This window comes from Psychrobacter sp. M17(2026) (assembly GCF_055699815.1).
Genome location: NZ_CM146741.1, coordinates 1,458,982 through 1,474,612 on the forward strand (window position 1 = coordinate 1,458,982; position 15,631 = coordinate 1,474,612).

The window sequence follows — 15,631 nt, forward strand, 5'->3', positions numbered from 1 at the left end:
GCACTAAATCATACTCCGACTAAAAACCTCACGCAGCTCAAAGCTAGTATGGACTTGTGCGACCCCTTCGATACGATTAAGCCTATGTAATAAAAACTCTTCATAATGTGCCATATCGCGCACGCATACCTTTATTAGGTAGTCCTCAGAGCGTCCTGTGACAATACTACAGCTAACCACCTCATCAAAGCCTTGTACCTTACGTTCAAACTGCTCGAAACGCTCTGCGGTGTGTCGATCCATGCTAACCGCGATAAATATAGCCAGTGGGTAGCCAAGCTTTTGCGCATCCGTTTGAGTATGATAACCCGTAATGACTCCTGTATCCTCCAAACGTTTGATACGCCTAGCGCAGGGTGTCGCTGAGAGATTGATGCGTTCGGCAAGCTCAGTAATACTCATACGAGCATCGACTTGCAGCAGACGTAGCAACTTCTTATCAACCTCATCGATTGCTACTATTGATTTGTTGTCATCATTTATCATAACTTGCACCAAATATAGTGATTTTCTCTAATTATATCGCTTAAATAAAGAATTATCACTAATATAGTTGAGAAATAAAGACAACTAAGGTGTTTTTCACTTGATAAACTTTGCTATTATAATGGTATAAACCTCTGTTATCTCGTATGATAAGCGCATCATTTAATCACTACAATTCGCTAAATTATTTAAGGATTGATTATGTCTCAACAAGCCACAGCTAACACTGCCGATGCCAAAGTAACGCCTAAACACGCCGCTTTTGATTATAAAAAGTATCGCCCGTTTGCGTTTGCCCCACTATTACCCGATCGTACTTGGCCGAGTAAAACGATTGAAAAATCGCCGATGTGGGCCAGTGTTGATCTACGTGACGGTAATCAAGCGCTCATTGATCCAATGACTATTGAGCAAAAAATGCGCTTTTTTAAGACAATAGTAGGTGTAGGCTTTAAAGAGATCGAAATCGGCTTTCCGTCAGCTGCGCAAGTGGAATTTGATTTTGCACGTAAATTAATTGAAGAAGATCATGTTCCTAATGATGTGACCCTACAAGTATTAGTTCAAGCACGTGAGCATTTGATTGCTCGCACCTTTGAGTCACTTGCTGGCGTTCGTCGCGCTATCGTCCATGTCTATAACTCAACCTGCCGTATTCAACGCGAAAAGGTCTATGGCAAGAGCAAAGAAGAAATCAAAGAGATTGCCATTACTGGGGCAAATCTATTAGTGAAATATGCGGCCAAATATCCTGAAACTGAATGGGTATTTCAGTATTCTCCCGAGAGCTTTAGCCAGACTGAGACTGAGTATGCAGTAGAAGTTTGTGATGCGGTCTGCGAAGTTTGGCAGCCTGAGAATGGTCAAGAAGTCATCTTAAACTTGCCCGCAACGGTTGAAGCGTCTATGCCTAATGTGTTTGCCGATCAGGTGGAGTATTTCTGCCGTAATTTAGCTAAGCGTGAGCATGTCACTATTAGTTTGCATACTCATAATGACCGTGGTTGTGCGGTCGCAGCGGCTGAGCTTGGCGTATTAGCTGGCGCTGATCGTATTGAAGGTACGCTCTTGGGTAACGGCGAGCGTACGGGCAACATGGATGTTATGGTCATGGCGATGAATTTGTTTAGCCAAGGCGTAGATCCAGAGCTTGATTTTAGTGATATGAGTGAGATTGTACAAGTGGTCAGCGAGTGTAATAATTTACCTGTGCATCCACGCCATCCGTATGTCGGCGAGCTGGTCTTTACTGCCTTTAGTGGCTCGCATCAAGACGCTATCAAAAAATCGCTTGATTATAATGAGGAGCACAAAGATAAAACCGAAAACGTATGGGATGTGGCTTATTTGCCTATCGATCCGGCACATATCGGTCGCAGCTACCAAGATGTGGTCCGTATTAATAGCCAGTCAGGCAAAGGCGGCGTAGCTTATATCCTACAGCGCAATTATGGCTTTAATCTGCCGCGTTGGATGCAAATTGACTTCAGTGGCGTAGTACAAAAGCAAGCAGAAAGTAGCGCCCGTGAATTACAAAACGATGAAATCTTGCAGACCTTTGAAGATACTTACTTGCAGCAAGGTGACTATGATTTACTTGATTATAGCGTCAATAACAAAGGCGGCGAGGTGTTCTTTAATGGTCAGGTACATATGAATAACGAGACTATCACCGTTGAAGGCTCAGGTAATGGCCCGTTATCCTCATTTATTGATGGTTTGGCAAAGCATACCGGCAAGTCGCTACACATTATCAATTATGCAGAGCATGCGGTAAACCCTCAGCATAGTGACGTCGATGGCAATAGCGTCGATAATGATAACAAAACCAATGCCAATGCTGCCGCCTATATTCAGCTTAATGTCGATGGTGAAGTATATTCAGGTATTGGCACCTGTAGCAGCACAGTATCAGCTATGCTAAAAGGGGCATTATCTGCTTTGGCTCAGGCAAAGACAGCGACTGCTGCTTAGGTTTAAAAGCTTAGATTCAAAGGCATAAGTCAAGGTTTAAGTAACCGCTAATAGCGCTATATCAAAAGCTTTAATAGAGCTTAAAATATAGCGCTATTTTTTGCATAACAGATAATACAGCTGATCATTGAAGTCGATGGCGCTAGGGTGATAGCATATTTTTACTTGTGTTTTTAGCGTCGAAGACTTACGCTGGTAGGCTATATACCATTATAAATAAAATAAAAAGGTGAACTATGGAACCTATCTCATTTGCTTCATTTACCTTGGCAGGGATTCTGTCTACTCTTCCTGTTGCAGGCGAGCAAGTCAGCCAAGCAGTCATCACGACGCATATTAGTCCTGCTATAGCAGGACAGTGGCAGATAGATCTGGAACGTACAGAAGTGATGAGTAAGCGGGTAGAAGAGCTGGCTTTTGCCGATGAACAACGAGAACTAGGCTTAAGCTCAGACAATGAGCCAGCAGTCACCGCTACCTCACTAGATGGGGTGTTGGATCAAAGCGAGCGCCGCTTTATAGAAACTTCATTGAGTGATGGCTTGATTAGCGATAGTGCTCAAAACGCGGCTGCACAGAATACAAGAGCCGCCTCAATTCGTAATAATCAATGTCGTGAGTTATATAATTTTGCTGCAGACAATGAGATGCGAGCTGTCAGTGGTAAAGAGACGACTTTTGGTCGCTACTTAATCACACATCGCGAAGAGGGCTTACCTATTATCGCTATGAAAACCACTTATGATAATAATGAGCCTGACTGTTCAGGTAATCAAGTGGATCAAACAGGCGATGCTTTAGTAGCTTTTTTGAAGCATGATGGTAATAGTATGCAGTGGTGCGCAGATTCGGATGGTAATGAGTGCTTTATGGATTTTTATAAAGTATTGCCTTAACTACTTACAGTATAAACAGTACAAACAATGTCATTTTCAAGCTTTTTAATTTCAAAAATATTTATTTTCTAAAACAAAAACCGCTATTCTTCAGAGATAGCGGTTTTTTGATAGTGCATCACGTAATCGTAAATATTATGGAATATTAAGAAGCCTTTTTGTCTTTTTTAGGTTGGAGTAGCTCTTTTTCTAAATAATGGATATTCTGAGCTTCTTCGGTAAAGTTAGTATCCGCCAAAATAACATCACGGTGCAACGGAATATTGGTCTTGATACCTTCAATAATAAGCTCATCTAAGGCATGCAAAGTTTTTGAAATAGCTTGCTTTCGAGTTTGACCGTGGCAGATGAGCTTGCCAATAAGTGAGTCATAATAGCTAGGTATATCGTAGCCTGGGTACAAATGAGAGTCAAAGCGTACGCCTGTACCACTTGGGGCAAACAGTTGAGTTACTGTACCAGGAGAGGGTGCAAAAGTGGTTGGATCCTCAGCATTAATACGGCATTCGATAGCATGACCTTGAATCTCAATCTCATTTTGACGATAAGATAAGCCATAACCTGCGGCAATTTTTAACTGTTCAACCACCACATCGATACCGGTAATCATCTCAGTAACAGGATGCTCAACTTGAACCCGCGTATTCATCTCAATAAAGAAAAATTCGTCATTTTCAAATAAAAACTCAAAAGTACCTGCACCGCGATACTTGACCAGCTCGCAAGCCTTAACACAAGCATCTAAGATAGGCTGGCGTACATCATCAGGAATACCAGGCGCTGGTGCTTCTTCTAGGACTTTTTGATGACGACGCTGTAGCGAGCAGTCACGATCATATAGATGGATAGCATTGCCATTGCCATCAGCCAATACTTGAATCTCAACGTGGCGCGGGTTTTGCAAATAGCGCTCCATGTAGACAGTATCATCACCAAACCAAAGCTCAGCTTCTTGTCTTGCCGCTTGAACTTGACCGACAATCTCTTCAAAGCGCTCAACGACACGCATACCGCGACCGCCGCCACCTGATGCTGCTTTGATAATCAGTGGAAAACCGATATTGCGAGCTTGTTCTTCAGCGTTTTTGATGGTGACCGCACCAACAGAGCCTGGCACGGTCGGCACGCCAGCTTTTCTCATCGCATTAATAGCTGAGACTTTATTACCCATTAAGCGGATATGATCAGCATTAGGACCGACAAAGGTAAGACCTGCCTCTTCGACACGCTCGGCAAATTCAGCATTTTCAGCCAAAAACCCATAACCTGGATGGATAGCATCAGCACCAGAGATTTCAGCTGCGGTTAAGATAGTGCTGATATCTAAGTAGCTCTGATTGGCGTTAGGTTTGCCAATACAGATCGCTTCATCAACAAAACGCAAATGCATCAAGTTTTCATCAGCAGTGGAATAGACGCCTACAGTTTCGATACCTAGCGCTTTACAAGCGCGGACGATACGTAAGGCAATCTCGCCTCGATTGGCGATGAGCAGTTTTTTTATCATGGGGTCATCCTTGTCAAAGCGGCAGTGACTGATAGGCCTATTATAAGACGGGTATTACTTAGCAAAATACTAATATAGGGTCTTATGCAAGGTAGTCGTAACTTGCTATCAGTCATAATTGTAGAGTGGGCAGATATTATAAGCGCATTAAGCTTTATAACGTACAACAGGCTGACCAAACTGTACAACCTCTGAATTCTCTACCAAAATCTCATCAATGATGCCGCTTTGAGTTGCCTCAAGTGGGTTCATAATTTTCATAGCTTCGATGATACCGATAGTATCGCCCGCTTCTACTTGCTGACCGACTTTTACAAAAGGAGGATCATTAGGGGTTGGGGCAGAATAAAAAACACCAACCATAGGTGAGTTTTCAACTTTACCCGCTTTGGCAGCGGCTTTTGCACTGACAGCAGCAGGTGCTACGCCAGCAGCAGGTGCGGCCATCATAGTCGGCGCAGGGGCTTCGTAATGGCGAGTTAAACTGATGTGCTCATCGTCAGAACTGACTTCTAGATTAACCAGTTCGTTTTCTTCCATGAGGGCGATTAGGGTGCGTATTTTTTCAATATCCATAATTTTTATGAGACCTTATACTAAAGTTTAGAAAAAAAGTACTGGCTAGGAGTAGTACTAACTGATGTAACAAAATATTGATTAGGTATTCGCTCATGATACCTATATTCACTGCAATGAGCAATCAATGTACATCTGTTAACTGGATTTTTTACATATTTTTAGCTTAAGTTGAACGTCATTTTATAATTAAGTACTTATTTAGGCGTAAAACTCAGCTTCAATTGCAAGGTTCAATTGAAGCTGGTGGTTAAATAATAAATTTATATAAATTTTTTCAAGTCTTATCACAGCCTTGAGCTTTATAGTAGCCTTAAGCTTGATTATAGCCTTGAGCTTTATCATAGTATAACCAGTCGAGTAGCGCCAGTACTGATTAGCCCCACTGCGCTTGCAAGCGTTTTTGCTGGAAGCGCAGGCGTAGTGTGAGTAAGATAGACGCTAAGAATAACCCTGTAATAAGTGCCATCCAAAATCCTTGTGCGCCTACATTAGTATAGCGTACCAGATAGACACCTAATGGCAAGGCTACGATCCAATAACAGAACAGCGTCACCCACATCGGTACAGTAGTATCCTGCATGCCACGTAAAATACCAGCAATATTAACTTGCCAGCCATCAAACAATTGGTAGGCAAGGGCAAAAATAAGTAAATGCATCGCTTGCGCTCGTACTTCTATATTATCTGTAAACGCCGCTGCCACTTGTGGCCGAAATAACCAAATACCAAGCATGCAGACAATGGCAATGAGTATCGTCCAAATAAGACCAGTCGCTTGCACTTGTTTTAGCGCTACTAGGTTCTTTTCACCATAGCGATTAGACACCATAATGGTCAATGCCATAGCCACTGATATGGGAATCATAAAGAGCTGACCGGTCACTGACAAGGCGACTTGATGCGAGGCCGTTGCAATCTCACCTAAGGGACTGATAATGATGGCGCCTAAGCTAAATAGACTGGCCTCAAAGAATATTGAGACACCAATAGGAATACCAAGCTTAAGCAGCTTAGTAATTTGCGCCCGATTTGGTGCTGTAAAATTCTGAAAAAACCGAGTTTCAGCGATCTGCTGACGTTTGGTAAAGGCAGTATAAGTTGCTAATAATATGACCGTAATCCATAACACTATAGCAGTGGCCACCCCGCAACCTGCGCCGCCCATCTCAGGCATCCCAAACAGCCCATGAATAAAAATATAGTTCAGCGGGATATCAGCTAATAAGCCTACGATACTGATAATAGTCACAGGCTCAGGGCGGCCCAAGGCTTCGCAATAACTGCGCAGCACGGCATACACTGCCATAGCAGGAAAACCAAAAGAGACGCCATGTAAATACTGAGCGGCAATAGGCTGAATGTTAGCAGGCACACCCATAATATTGAGCACGCCTGGCATGAGATTGACAATAATAAACCCTAAAATGCCAATCACGCTTGCTGTCCAAAGCGACTGCTGAGTGATATGGGGCACTTCGCTGTGCTTGTTTTGACCTATCGCCTCGCCAATCAGTGGCGTGGTGGCAATTAAGATACCTGTCGCCAGCAAAAACAGCGGCAACCAAATACCAGAGCCGACTGCGACTGCTGCTAAGTCAAGCGCTGAGACTTGTCCTGCCATAATGGCATCAACGACACCCAATGCCGCCTGACAAAATTGAGTGACTAAAATAGGGAGCGCTAGTACACCTAAGCGTAAGCTGTAGCTCTTAAAATCGGTAAAGGATATTGGCAAAGCCATGATGAGCAACTTTTTATTATTTAAGGAAATTATTGTTAATAGAAAAATGATGCTATCAACAAAAATAGTAACGAAAAAATAGTAGCAAAATAGTCAAAGAGGAAGTTTTAAAAATGCTTATCTAAATAAAAATAACCTGTCAACTCAAAGTATAAGTAGACAGGTCAAAAGCTAAATTTTTTTAAGGGTGTAGCCAAGCGTGATGGTAAACAAGCCAAGCTATGATGTCAATATTTTCAAGCTATCGCTTATGTCCTAATAGAATTTATACAACGCTGCAATAATGATCGTGGATTTGTCTAAAACCTGCTGAAATCTATTATCGTAGCTCTAAATCCTCAGCCATATCCATAATCGCTTGCCAGTGTTTGGGCTCAAGCGGAATAATGGTTAACTGCTGGCAGCCTTTTCTGAGTAATAATGAGTCTTCAAGCGCTGGTATAAACTTAATAGCAGATAAGGGCAGAGTTTCCTTAAACGCTTGCTCAAAGGTGACGTCAACCATAAACCATCTTGGGGCATCCTCAGTCGCCAAAGGATCATAATGGCGATGCTCAGGATGAAACTGGGTAGGATCAGCATAGCCTGCGCGGCTAATGGTCATAACTCCTGCAACTCCTGAAGGCTTAGCGCTTGAGTGATAAAAAATAACTTGATCGCCAACTTGCATATCATCGCGCATAAAATTGCGCGCGCGATAATTGCGTACCCCTTCCCAAGTGTCTGTTCCTAAGTGTTGTAAATCATCAATACCAAAAAATTTTGGATTAGATTTCATTAGCCAATAAGCCATAATTACTTGTCCCTAATGTTTATTAATTATTTTTATGTATAAAACTTTGTATATAGTGCCTGTAATGCGTTCAAAGTAATATTAGCATTCGTTACTGATTTTGTTATTGCTGTCGATTGTTTATAATACTGGTTTTTAGCATTGCTGTTTATGCTGTCAGTCACCATCAACACTTGATCTTTATGTCAATAAGTTTACTTTATGTCACAGCTCCAAATAAGCCCAGTCAATAGCAATTTTAATACTATGGACGCACAAGCAATTCCGCTTGCTCTCTATATTCATATACCTTGGTGCGTAAAGAAGTGTCCTTACTGTGATTTTAATTCGCACGAGTTGCCCTCCATTAGTCAACTATCGATGCACGATACCTATAGTCAGTATGTAGATGCGTTGCTAATGGACGCGCAGATGCAGCAGCCATTGACGCAGGCTCGGCAAATCAGCTCGATATTTATCGGCGGTGGTACGCCATCACTACTGCCTATTGATCAGTATCAGCGCCTATTCGCAGGACTGCGCGCTTGCTTTGACTTTGCTGATGATATTGAAATTACCATGGAGGCCAATCCTGGGACGCTCGAACATGCGCCATTTTCCCAATACTTAGACGTGGGTATCAATCGCTTGTCTATAGGAGTGCAAAGCTTTGCTGCTGATAAGCTTGTAGCTTTGGGACGTATTCATGATCCCAAGCAAGCGATAACGGCAATTAAAGCGGCGCGTGAAGCAGGGTTTAGCCGAGTGAACGTGGACTTAATGCATGGGCTGCCGCAGCAAAGCTTAGTTGAGGCGCTACATGATATTCAGCTGGCCCATGATACTGGTGCCACTCATATCTCATGGTATCAGCTGACTATTGAGCCTAATACGGTGTTTTATCGGGATCAGCCTGTACTACCAGATGAGGATAGCTTGGCAGATATTGAGCAGGCAGGCCAAGCATTACTACAAAGCTTGGGCTATAACAATTATGAAGTATCGGCATGGGCGGGCAGGTTAGATACGCCCTGTCAGCATAATATAAATTACTGGCAGTTTGGCGATTACTTAGCGATTGGCGCGGGGGCGCATGGCAAGATAACTATTAGTAATGATGAGTCAGAGCTGTTACAAAATCAGGGGTCAAACCAGAGTTATTCAATGGCTGCTGGTATATATCGCTTTAGTAAGTCGCGTCTACCAAAAGATTATGTCGCATACAGCGCTTCTGAAAAAAAATTATTAATAGCCAAATCCGCACCGAAGATGATTGGTTGGCATACTATAGCTGATGATGAGCTGATCAGTGAGTTTATGCTCAATGCGCTACGTCTGCACGAGGGTGTAACTTGGGCGCTGTTTGAGGCGCGTACTGGACTAAGTTATGAGCATATCGCTGAGCAAGTCACAAAGCTCGTAGCGCAAGGCTTACTTATGGATAGTCAAGACAGGTTGCAACCGACTAAGCTGGGACTGCGTTATCTTAATCAGATATTACGAGAGTTTTTGTAATTACTTTCAGGTTTTTAGGTTTCTAGTTTTGGTTTTATAAAGCATTAGTGCTGACAAAACTGACAGCAAAAAAAAGACCTACCAAATGGTAAGCCTTTTTTAAATCTAACAATGAATAGCTTAGATTTTTTTCTGAACTTCTGATGCAGTACCGGTAACAGCATCACCAGCGCTTGATACGTCTTGGCCAAAGCCTTTAAAAGTGTTGCAACCAGTCAATACAAACATAGCGGTCAAAGATGCGATGATTACTTTTTTCATAATAATTTCCTCAATAATAAGTAGGTTAAAGCTAACAAAACAAATGACGTTAAGCACTTTGCTCAAACGTCATCTATCAAATATTGGATAGACAAATAAAAATTTAGCTTTATGACATAAGCACAACTTTGTCTTGCTATCCGACAAAGATATAATAGTGAAAGTTAAATTCCATGCACAGTATCAAAATGTAACTATCACTAATAAACTGTAACTTTTGATTACGAGTTATCTATAACTATTAAGCACTCTGTTAGTTTGCTTATAAAAATTGACCAGTTGCTAAAATTAAAATAGAGAGTGTTTTCCCTTAACGCCTTCACATATACCAAGTTTTATGGAAATATTATGACTATTCATATCGTATTAGTGGCCCCTAAGATGCCTAGCAATACAGGTAATATCATTCGCTTATGTGCTAACACTGGTGCGCAGTTGCATTTAGTTAAGCCCTTAGGGTTTGAGCTTGATGATAAAAAACTGCGCCGCGCAGGACTTGATTATCATGAGTATGCCCATCTGCAAATTCATGAGGATTGGGTCGCCGCCAAGCAGGCGTTAATAACAGCAGACTGTCATACTATTACCGCGCTGACCACTAAACTTAGCAAGTCGTTTTATGGGTATGATTTTTTTGATCACACGCCTGCTGGGCAAGCTCATAGTGAGAACAGTGCTAATATTGCGCTTGTTTTTGGCTCAGAAACCGCAGGACTTGCCGATGAGATACGTGCAGATATTGGTCAGGATAATTGGCTCAGGCTACCGATGTTGCCAGATTCGCGTAGTTTAAATCTATCAAATAGCGTGGCAATATGTCTTTATGAAGTCTGGCGTCAGCAGGGGTTTGGCGGGGATCAAGGTCGTAGTACAGGTTATGAGACCTTGAGCGTTTATGATCCGAAATAGTTGTTTTTTATAATTATCATTCTCTAAGAGCTATCATTCTGTAAAAGTTCTAAACCTCTAAAAGTTACAAAAGCTATAAACAGTTTGGCGGCTTAGGTAACCCAGCAAGCCGATTGACATGGCGAGCGACTAAGCCTGTATTAAACAGCTGTTGTAGCTTTTGATTGCTAACATCGTGCTCAGGTAGCGTCTGCTGTAGCCATTTTATTAATGGGCGCGTAGCTGGCGAGTGGTTAAACTTATCAAAAAATGCCCTAACTTGTTGCAAAATAACCAAGTGCTCGTCATTTAGCACAACTGCCAAAGTATCGGCAAGTTGCTGGGCGATAGCAGGTGTCCACAAGGTGTGATCACACAGATGCCCCTCTTGGTCTAAGGCGATGACGGGTGTGTTAGCTTTTGAATAAGTAGCCGCTAGATTCTCATTACTCATAAGGCAATCGTCACTACTTTGTCAAACGCATCGTCTTGAGTTAACGCCACCCATTCATTATCTGTCAACAACGCCTTCAGCTTAGCGCTTAGACTAAGTTTAGCAGTGGTATTTACGCCCAATGCCGCGACATCATCAGCCAGAGCATAGATCGCTTTGATGTCTTCTATATCTGCATCATTCAGATAAGCGTTGAGCCAGTCAATAAAAGCGACGGTTGACCCTAGTAAAATAATGCTATCACCTGCGCGCCAAGTCATTGCCATCTCAACAGTAGCGCTTCTAAGGTTATCCATTGTACTGTGTAACTGGTAGAGCGTTGCCATATAGATATCCTTCTTTGCAAATTATGCATACTAAGATTATTAAAACAGTAAAGTATTAAAATAGTTAAGCTTTGAAGATTTTTAAATTAAAGGATCAAAAGGTTAATAATTGATCGAAGTCTTGTGAATGGACTACTTCAGGGACAAGGGTTAACTGCGCGGCTAAATCAGTAGGCACCATGCCAGTCAGCCAGCCACTAAACACATCATCGGGTAGCCAAGCGGCTGGCATATCGTATAGTTCAAGGGATTGAATCATGCCATGTAGACGCGACTCAAGCTGCATAATCAAGCCAAAGACGGGCGCATCGATATAAAGCTGCACATGATGACCAAATGTCGCTAGCGTCAAAGCCAGCGCACAGCCTTCATAACTTGCCATTTCAGTAGGGGTACGCAGTTGAATCAAAAGCTTCATTATTTAACCTTATAATTTTTACTAACAGCCTAGATCTAAAACTGTACTAAACGACAATCGCCTTGCATCATCATCGCCAGCTCACTAAGGCCAACCAGCTCAAAACCTTGGGCTAGATTATCGCCTTGCAATTGATGACGAGCGCTATTATCGCCATCACTGATACCGCGACTAAGGGCGGTACTGACGCATACAGGTAAGCTGATATTGTGTTGTGCTGCGAGTGCTTGCCACTGCTCAGTTAGATTGATCTGATCAGCCGATTGCCAACGCAAGCGATTAGCAATATGCGCGGCGTCCGCATAAAAGAACAGTTTTAAAGAGTCGCTATCCATCGTAGCCGCCTGCTCAAAATAGGCTTGTGCATAGCGCAATGCCAAATGAGCAAGGGGATGGCTTGGGTCTTTGGTGATGAGTAATAGAGGCGCAGTCATAGCAGTAGTCATAGAGGCAGCAGTTATAAAGTTGGTAATTATAAAGTTATTAGCCATAAAGTCAGTAGTTATAAAACAAGCATCATAAACGATGTTAGATGACTATAATAACAAATTCTAGCCGTTGCTAACATCAGCAACTTTAATCATTTGCTTACTTGTGTTGTCGCCTTCAAATAGGCCTTTGTAGGGTCAAGATTTGACGCCAGCTTATTTAATTTTTCTTAAGCTTTTATGCTACCATAAAGTCGATTGAGTCTTAGTTTAGCTAGGTTATTAATAGTAATTTTATGCTAAACACTATTGCTACGAACGAGTAGCTATGGATATTAACTTAAGTACTAAGCTTTAAGCACTAAGCTTTAAGCACTAAGCTTTAAGCACTAAGCTTTAAGCACTAAGCTTTAAGCACTAAGCTTTAAGCACTAAGCTTTAAGTACTAAGATAACAGTATTAAAATAAGAATTTTGATGGTCACCTTTATTTATCTCATAAGGAGATTTTCTCGCTATGCCCAACCTTAAAGACTATCAACCAACCAGCCATCAGTTGCAAGTATTACAAACGGCAAGCGAATTTGCTTATAACATTTGGGAAAGTCGCACGATCTCGTGTCAAACCTTTCTGCGCAGTTATCCTCTTGATCAGACTTTGACTCGCCAGCAGATTGATGATCTTATTCAAGATTATACTTTGGATGATAACTATCAGCTGGCAGATGAGCCCAAAGTGATGAGCGGTTTGCGTCATCTGCGCAATCTATTGATGATGCGCTGGATTTGGCAGGACGCACTGGGTGATATCGAGCTTGAGCAGCTAACCGATGAATTATCAGAGTTTGCGGATGGCTGTATTTTATTTGCCAAAGACTATACCTATGGGCAGCTGATTACCCAATATGGACAGCCGACGTTCATCAATGCGAAGGGCAATAAACAAACCGACAGTATGGCTATTATGGCGATGGGTAAGCTTGGCGCACATGAGCTGAACTTATCAAGCGATATCGATTTGGTATTTATTCATCAAGCACGCGGCGAGACTGATGGTGATAAGGCAAAGGGCACGCGTAGTATCGACAATAAACGTTTTATGACGCGTTTAGGACAAGGTATTATTAAATTGCTCGATAATAATACTGCTGATGGCTTTGTATTTCGAGTCGATATGCGTCTACGACCTTGGGGTGATGGCAGCGATCTGGCGATTCATCTATCGGCACTACAAAAATACTTTAGCAATCACGGTCGCGCTTGGGAGCGCTTTGCTTGGTTAAAAGCGCGAGTGGTTGGACAGGTTGAGTCATCGTTCTACCGTGACTTGCAGGCGATGATCAAGCCATTTGTATTTCGCTATTACGTCGATTATAGTGCGTTTTCAGCGCTACGTGAGATGAAGTCTTTGATCCAAAATCAAGTCGCCCAGCGTGAAGATTTAGATAATATAAAGCTCGGGGCGGGTGGTATTCGTGATATTGAGTTTATTGTACAGGCGTTTCAGCTGATTTATGGCGGTCGTCATCAGCAGCTACAAGTCAAGTCTTGCCTGCACGCTATGCAAGCGCTATATCAGTTGAAATACCTAAAGCTGCCAACGTATGAGAAACTGCAAGCGGCTTATCGCTTTTTGCGTCGGCTAGAGCATGGCATTCAAGCTATTAACGATCAGCAAACCCAAAGACTGCCACAGGATGAGTTTTGGCAGCATAATTTGGCGACTACTTTGGGCTTTACAGACTGGCAAGCATTGCTCTTGACTCTAAATGAGCATCGAGAGCAAGTCAATGCGCCGTTTGAGCGTATGGTCACTGAGCGCCAAGTGGCAACTCAAGAAGATACTACCCTTGTACCTGCCAAGCTTGATGAGCAAATAGCGCAGTTAGACACGGTATTGAGCGAACAGAATCGCGAGCAGCTAGAGAGCTTTTGGCAGTCAAAAATAATAGCCAATCTAAGCCCAGAGGCAAGGTCTCGTTTGGATACCGCCTATCCTGTAATCTTGCATGCCTTGCTTGCGCACCAAAAGCAGCAGCAATTGGCAAATAAAGCGTTACCCCGACTCATTACCTTATTAGAGGCGATCAGTCGACGCTCTATCTACTTAGTAATGATTGCTGAAAACCCTAACGCGACCGTCGAGCTGATTCCGATGCTGTCAGCCAGTCCTTGGATTGCAGGTGAGCTGGCACGCTATCCTGTACTACTTGATACATTTTTGCAGCAGCGCTATCATCATCTGCCTGACAAGATCGAACTGCGCGATATTTTGCGTCAGCGTCTTTTGCGCGTCGAGCCTAATGATGAAGAAGGGCTATTGAGCGTACTGCGCTTGTTTAAGAAAAATCAAGTGCTTGCAGTAGCCGCCAGTGATGTGCTGGCCGAAAGACCAATTATGAAGGTATCAGACTCGCTCACTTATATCGCAGCGGTGGTATTAGAGGCGGCTCTTGAGCGTGGCTTTAGTGAGCTGGTCAAGCGTTACGGTTATCCTATCGGCAAAAGTGGTGATCCTGTCACTGAAGCCGACTGCGGCTTTGCTATCATCGGCTATGGTAAGCTTGGTGGGCTTGAGTTGTCCTATTCCTCTGATTTGGATCTGGTATTTTTGCATCAGATACAAGAGCAGGGCATGACCACAGGCGAGACCTCAGTGAGTGGCATGAAGTTTGCCGCGCGTTTGGCACAAAAGCTGATGACTTATCTAAATACCCAGACCCGTGATGGCCGTGCTTATGAGATCGATATGCGCCTTCGGCCATCAGGTAATGCTGGCATGATGGTGGTGTCCTGTCATGCGTTTGAAACCTATCAGCTGAGTAAGGCTTGGTCGTGGGAGCATCAAGCCTTGGTGCGCGCGCGGGCAATCTGTGGCGATAAACAGGTTACTGCAAGTTTTTGTGCTATTCGCCGTGAAGTTCTATCTTTGCCACGCACCCTTGACGAAGTGCGCGTTGAGGTGACGAGCATGCGTCTCAAAATGCAAAAGCATCTTGGCACTAGTGAGAGGGAGCAAGAAAAAGGTAAGTTTCATCTTAAACAAGACGCTGGTGGCATTGTCGATATTGAGTTTTTAGCACAATTTGCGGTATTGGCTTATTCTCACCATTATCCCAGCTTGACCAAATGGAGTGATAACGTGCGTATCTTTGAGGAGATGGCGCTACTTGAGATATGGGACACACAAATTTGCCAAGATTTAACCGACGCCTATTTGCGTATTCGCGCTGCCACTCATCAATTAGCGCTATCTGAGCAGTCGCTCTTGGTCGATGAGACGCTATGGGTTGACACTCGCGCGCTAGTACAGGATCAGTGGCAGCGCTTGATGGGTGGCAGCGATGACGGCTATACGAACGAAGGGACAAACTAACCTTTATATCC

15 protein-coding genes are annotated in these 15,631 nt (G+C 43.0%); 5 read left to right on the forward strand and 10 right to left on the reverse strand.

Features of this window, described 5'->3' with window-relative positions; genetic code table 11:
* Positions 1-3: 3 nt before the first annotated feature.
* Positions 4-486, reverse strand: coding sequence for an Lrp/AsnC family transcriptional regulator (locus ACR63T_RS06220; protein WP_472785114.1), 483 nt, complete (start codon positions 484-486; stop codon positions 4-6).
* 201 nt (positions 487-687) lie between these two features.
* Here ACR63T_RS06220 and leuA point away from each other — a divergent pair, with 201 nt between their 5' ends.
* Together leuA and ACR63T_RS06230 are read left to right on the forward strand one after the other, a co-directional pair.
* Positions 688-2,460, forward strand: coding sequence for a 2-isopropylmalate synthase (leuA, locus tag ACR63T_RS06225; RefSeq protein ID WP_472785115.1), 1,773 nt, complete (start codon positions 688-690; stop codon positions 2,458-2,460).
* A 236-nt stretch (positions 2,461-2,696) separates the two neighbouring features.
* Complete coding sequence (locus ACR63T_RS06230) at positions 2,697-3,356, forward strand: hypothetical protein (protein ID WP_472785116.1); 660 nt, start codon at positions 2,697-2,699, stop codon at positions 3,354-3,356.
* A 145-nt stretch (positions 3,357-3,501) separates the two neighbouring features.
* Here ACR63T_RS06230 and accC read toward each other — a convergent pair whose 3' ends face one another.
* The 4 genes from accC to ACR63T_RS06250 form a co-directional block, all read right to left on the reverse strand.
* Positions 3,502-4,863, reverse strand: coding sequence for an acetyl-CoA carboxylase biotin carboxylase subunit (gene accC / locus ACR63T_RS06235; protein WP_472785117.1), 1,362 nt, complete (start codon positions 4,861-4,863; stop codon positions 3,502-3,504).
* A gap of 147 nt (positions 4,864-5,010) precedes the next feature.
* Complete coding sequence (gene accB, locus ACR63T_RS06240; RefSeq protein WP_305900141.1) at positions 5,011-5,439, reverse strand: acetyl-CoA carboxylase biotin carboxyl carrier protein; 429 nt, start codon at positions 5,437-5,439, stop codon at positions 5,011-5,013.
* Positions 5,440-5,815: 376 nt separating this feature from the next.
* Positions 5,816-7,183: an MATE family efflux transporter gene (locus ACR63T_RS06245; RefSeq protein ID WP_472785118.1), complete on the reverse strand. Its 1,368-nt coding sequence runs from the start codon at positions 7,181-7,183 to the stop codon at positions 5,816-5,818.
* A gap of 319 nt (positions 7,184-7,502) precedes the next feature.
* Positions 7,503-7,976 carry an EVE domain-containing protein gene (locus ACR63T_RS06250; protein WP_472785119.1) on the reverse strand — a complete coding sequence of 158 codons (474 nt, stop codon included), beginning with the start codon at positions 7,974-7,976 and terminating at the stop codon, positions 7,503-7,505.
* Between the two features lie 201 nt (positions 7,977-8,177).
* On the opposite strand from ACR63T_RS06250, the gene hemW reads away from it, so the two are divergent.
* Positions 8,178-9,470, forward strand: coding sequence for a radical SAM family heme chaperone HemW (gene hemW / locus ACR63T_RS06255; protein ID WP_472785120.1), 1,293 nt, complete (start codon positions 8,178-8,180; stop codon positions 9,468-9,470).
* A 120-nt stretch (positions 9,471-9,590) separates the two neighbouring features.
* Here hemW and ACR63T_RS06260 read toward each other — a convergent pair whose 3' ends face one another.
* Positions 9,591-9,731: an entericidin A/B family lipoprotein gene (locus tag ACR63T_RS06260; RefSeq protein ID WP_201573256.1), complete on the reverse strand. Its 141-nt coding sequence runs from the start codon at positions 9,729-9,731 to the stop codon at positions 9,591-9,593.
* 348 nt (positions 9,732-10,079) lie between these two features.
* Between ACR63T_RS06260 and ACR63T_RS06265 the strand changes: the two genes are divergently transcribed.
* Entirely contained in the window at positions 10,080-10,640 is a 561-nt protein-coding gene (locus ACR63T_RS06265) for a tRNA (cytidine(34)-2'-O)-methyltransferase (RefSeq protein WP_472785121.1), read from the forward strand.
* Positions 10,641-10,713: 73 nt separating this feature from the next.
* Here the strand turns inward: ACR63T_RS06265 and ACR63T_RS06270 are convergent, their stop codons facing one another.
* The 4 genes from ACR63T_RS06270 to tusD all read right to left on the reverse strand — a co-directional run bounded on the left by ACR63T_RS06270 (position 10,714) and on the right by tusD (position 12,263).
* Complete coding sequence (locus ACR63T_RS06270; protein ID WP_472785122.1) at positions 10,714-11,073, reverse strand: TusE/DsrC/DsvC family sulfur relay protein; 360 nt, start codon at positions 11,071-11,073, stop codon at positions 10,714-10,716.
* Positions 11,070-11,399 (reverse strand): hypothetical protein, encoded by a 330-nt coding sequence (locus tag ACR63T_RS06275; RefSeq protein WP_472785123.1) that lies wholly within the window; start codon positions 11,397-11,399, stop codon positions 11,070-11,072. Before ACR63T_RS06275 ends, ACR63T_RS06270 begins: the two co-directional genes overlap by 4 nt.
* A 94-nt stretch (positions 11,400-11,493) precedes the next feature.
* Complete coding sequence (locus tag ACR63T_RS06280; protein ID WP_472785124.1) at positions 11,494-11,817, reverse strand: hypothetical protein; 324 nt, start codon at positions 11,815-11,817, stop codon at positions 11,494-11,496.
* 35 nt (positions 11,818-11,852) lie between these two features.
* Positions 11,853-12,263: a sulfurtransferase complex subunit TusD gene (gene tusD / locus ACR63T_RS06285; protein WP_472785125.1), complete on the reverse strand. Its 411-nt coding sequence runs from the start codon at positions 12,261-12,263 to the stop codon at positions 11,853-11,855.
* 498 nt (positions 12,264-12,761) lie between these two features.
* On the opposite strand from tusD, the gene glnE reads away from it, so the two are divergent.
* The gene (gene glnE / locus ACR63T_RS06290) at positions 12,762-15,620 is read left to right on the forward strand and encodes a bifunctional [glutamate--ammonia ligase]-adenylyl-L-tyrosine phosphorylase/[glutamate--ammonia-ligase] adenylyltransferase (RefSeq protein WP_472785126.1); all 2,859 of its coding nucleotides are present in this window, start codon (positions 12,762-12,764) and stop codon (positions 15,618-15,620) included.
* Positions 15,621-15,631: the final 11 nt, after the last annotated feature.

Excerpts from the sequence above, each read along its gene's own strand:
- accB (WP_305900141.1), bottom strand. The coding sequence starts at position 5,439 with ATGGATATTGAAAAAATACGCACCCTAATCGCCCTCATGGAAGAAAAC.
- ACR63T_RS06250 (WP_472785119.1), bottom strand. The coding sequence starts at position 7,976 with ATGGCTTATTGGCTAATGAAATCTAATCCAAAATTTTTTGGTATTGAT.
- ACR63T_RS06260 (WP_201573256.1), bottom strand. The coding sequence starts at position 9,731 with ATGAAAAAAGTAATCATCGCATCTTTGACCGCTATGTTTGTATTGACT.
- ACR63T_RS06270 (WP_472785122.1), bottom strand. The coding sequence starts at position 11,073 with ATGAGTAATGAGAATCTAGCGGCTACTTATTCAAAAGCTAACACACCC.
- ACR63T_RS06275 (WP_472785123.1), bottom strand. The coding sequence starts at position 11,399 with ATGGCAACGCTCTACCAGTTACACAGTACAATGGATAACCTTAGAAGC.
- ACR63T_RS06220 (WP_472785114.1), bottom strand. The coding sequence starts at position 486 with ATGATAAATGATGACAACAAATCAATAGTAGCAATCGATGAGGTTGAT.
- accC (WP_472785117.1), bottom strand. The coding sequence starts at position 4,863 with ATGATAAAAAAACTGCTCATCGCCAATCGAGGCGAGATTGCCTTACGT.
- glnE (WP_472785126.1), top strand. The coding sequence starts at position 12,762 with ATGCCCAACCTTAAAGACTATCAACCAACCAGCCATCAGTTGCAAGTA.
- ACR63T_RS06265 (WP_472785121.1), top strand. The coding sequence starts at position 10,080 with ATGACTATTCATATCGTATTAGTGGCCCCTAAGATGCCTAGCAATACA.
- hemW (WP_472785120.1), top strand. The coding sequence starts at position 8,178 with ATGTCACAGCTCCAAATAAGCCCAGTCAATAGCAATTTTAATACTATG.
- leuA (WP_472785115.1), top strand. The coding sequence starts at position 688 with ATGTCTCAACAAGCCACAGCTAACACTGCCGATGCCAAAGTAACGCCT.
- ACR63T_RS06280 (WP_472785124.1), bottom strand. The coding sequence starts at position 11,817 with ATGAAGCTTTTGATTCAACTGCGTACCCCTACTGAAATGGCAAGTTAT.
- tusD (WP_472785125.1), bottom strand. The coding sequence starts at position 12,263 with ATGACTACTGCTATGACTGCGCCTCTATTACTCATCACCAAAGACCCA.
- ACR63T_RS06245 (WP_472785118.1), bottom strand. The coding sequence starts at position 7,183 with ATGGCTTTGCCAATATCCTTTACCGATTTTAAGAGCTACAGCTTACGC.
- ACR63T_RS06230 (WP_472785116.1), top strand. The coding sequence starts at position 2,697 with ATGGAACCTATCTCATTTGCTTCATTTACCTTGGCAGGGATTCTGTCT.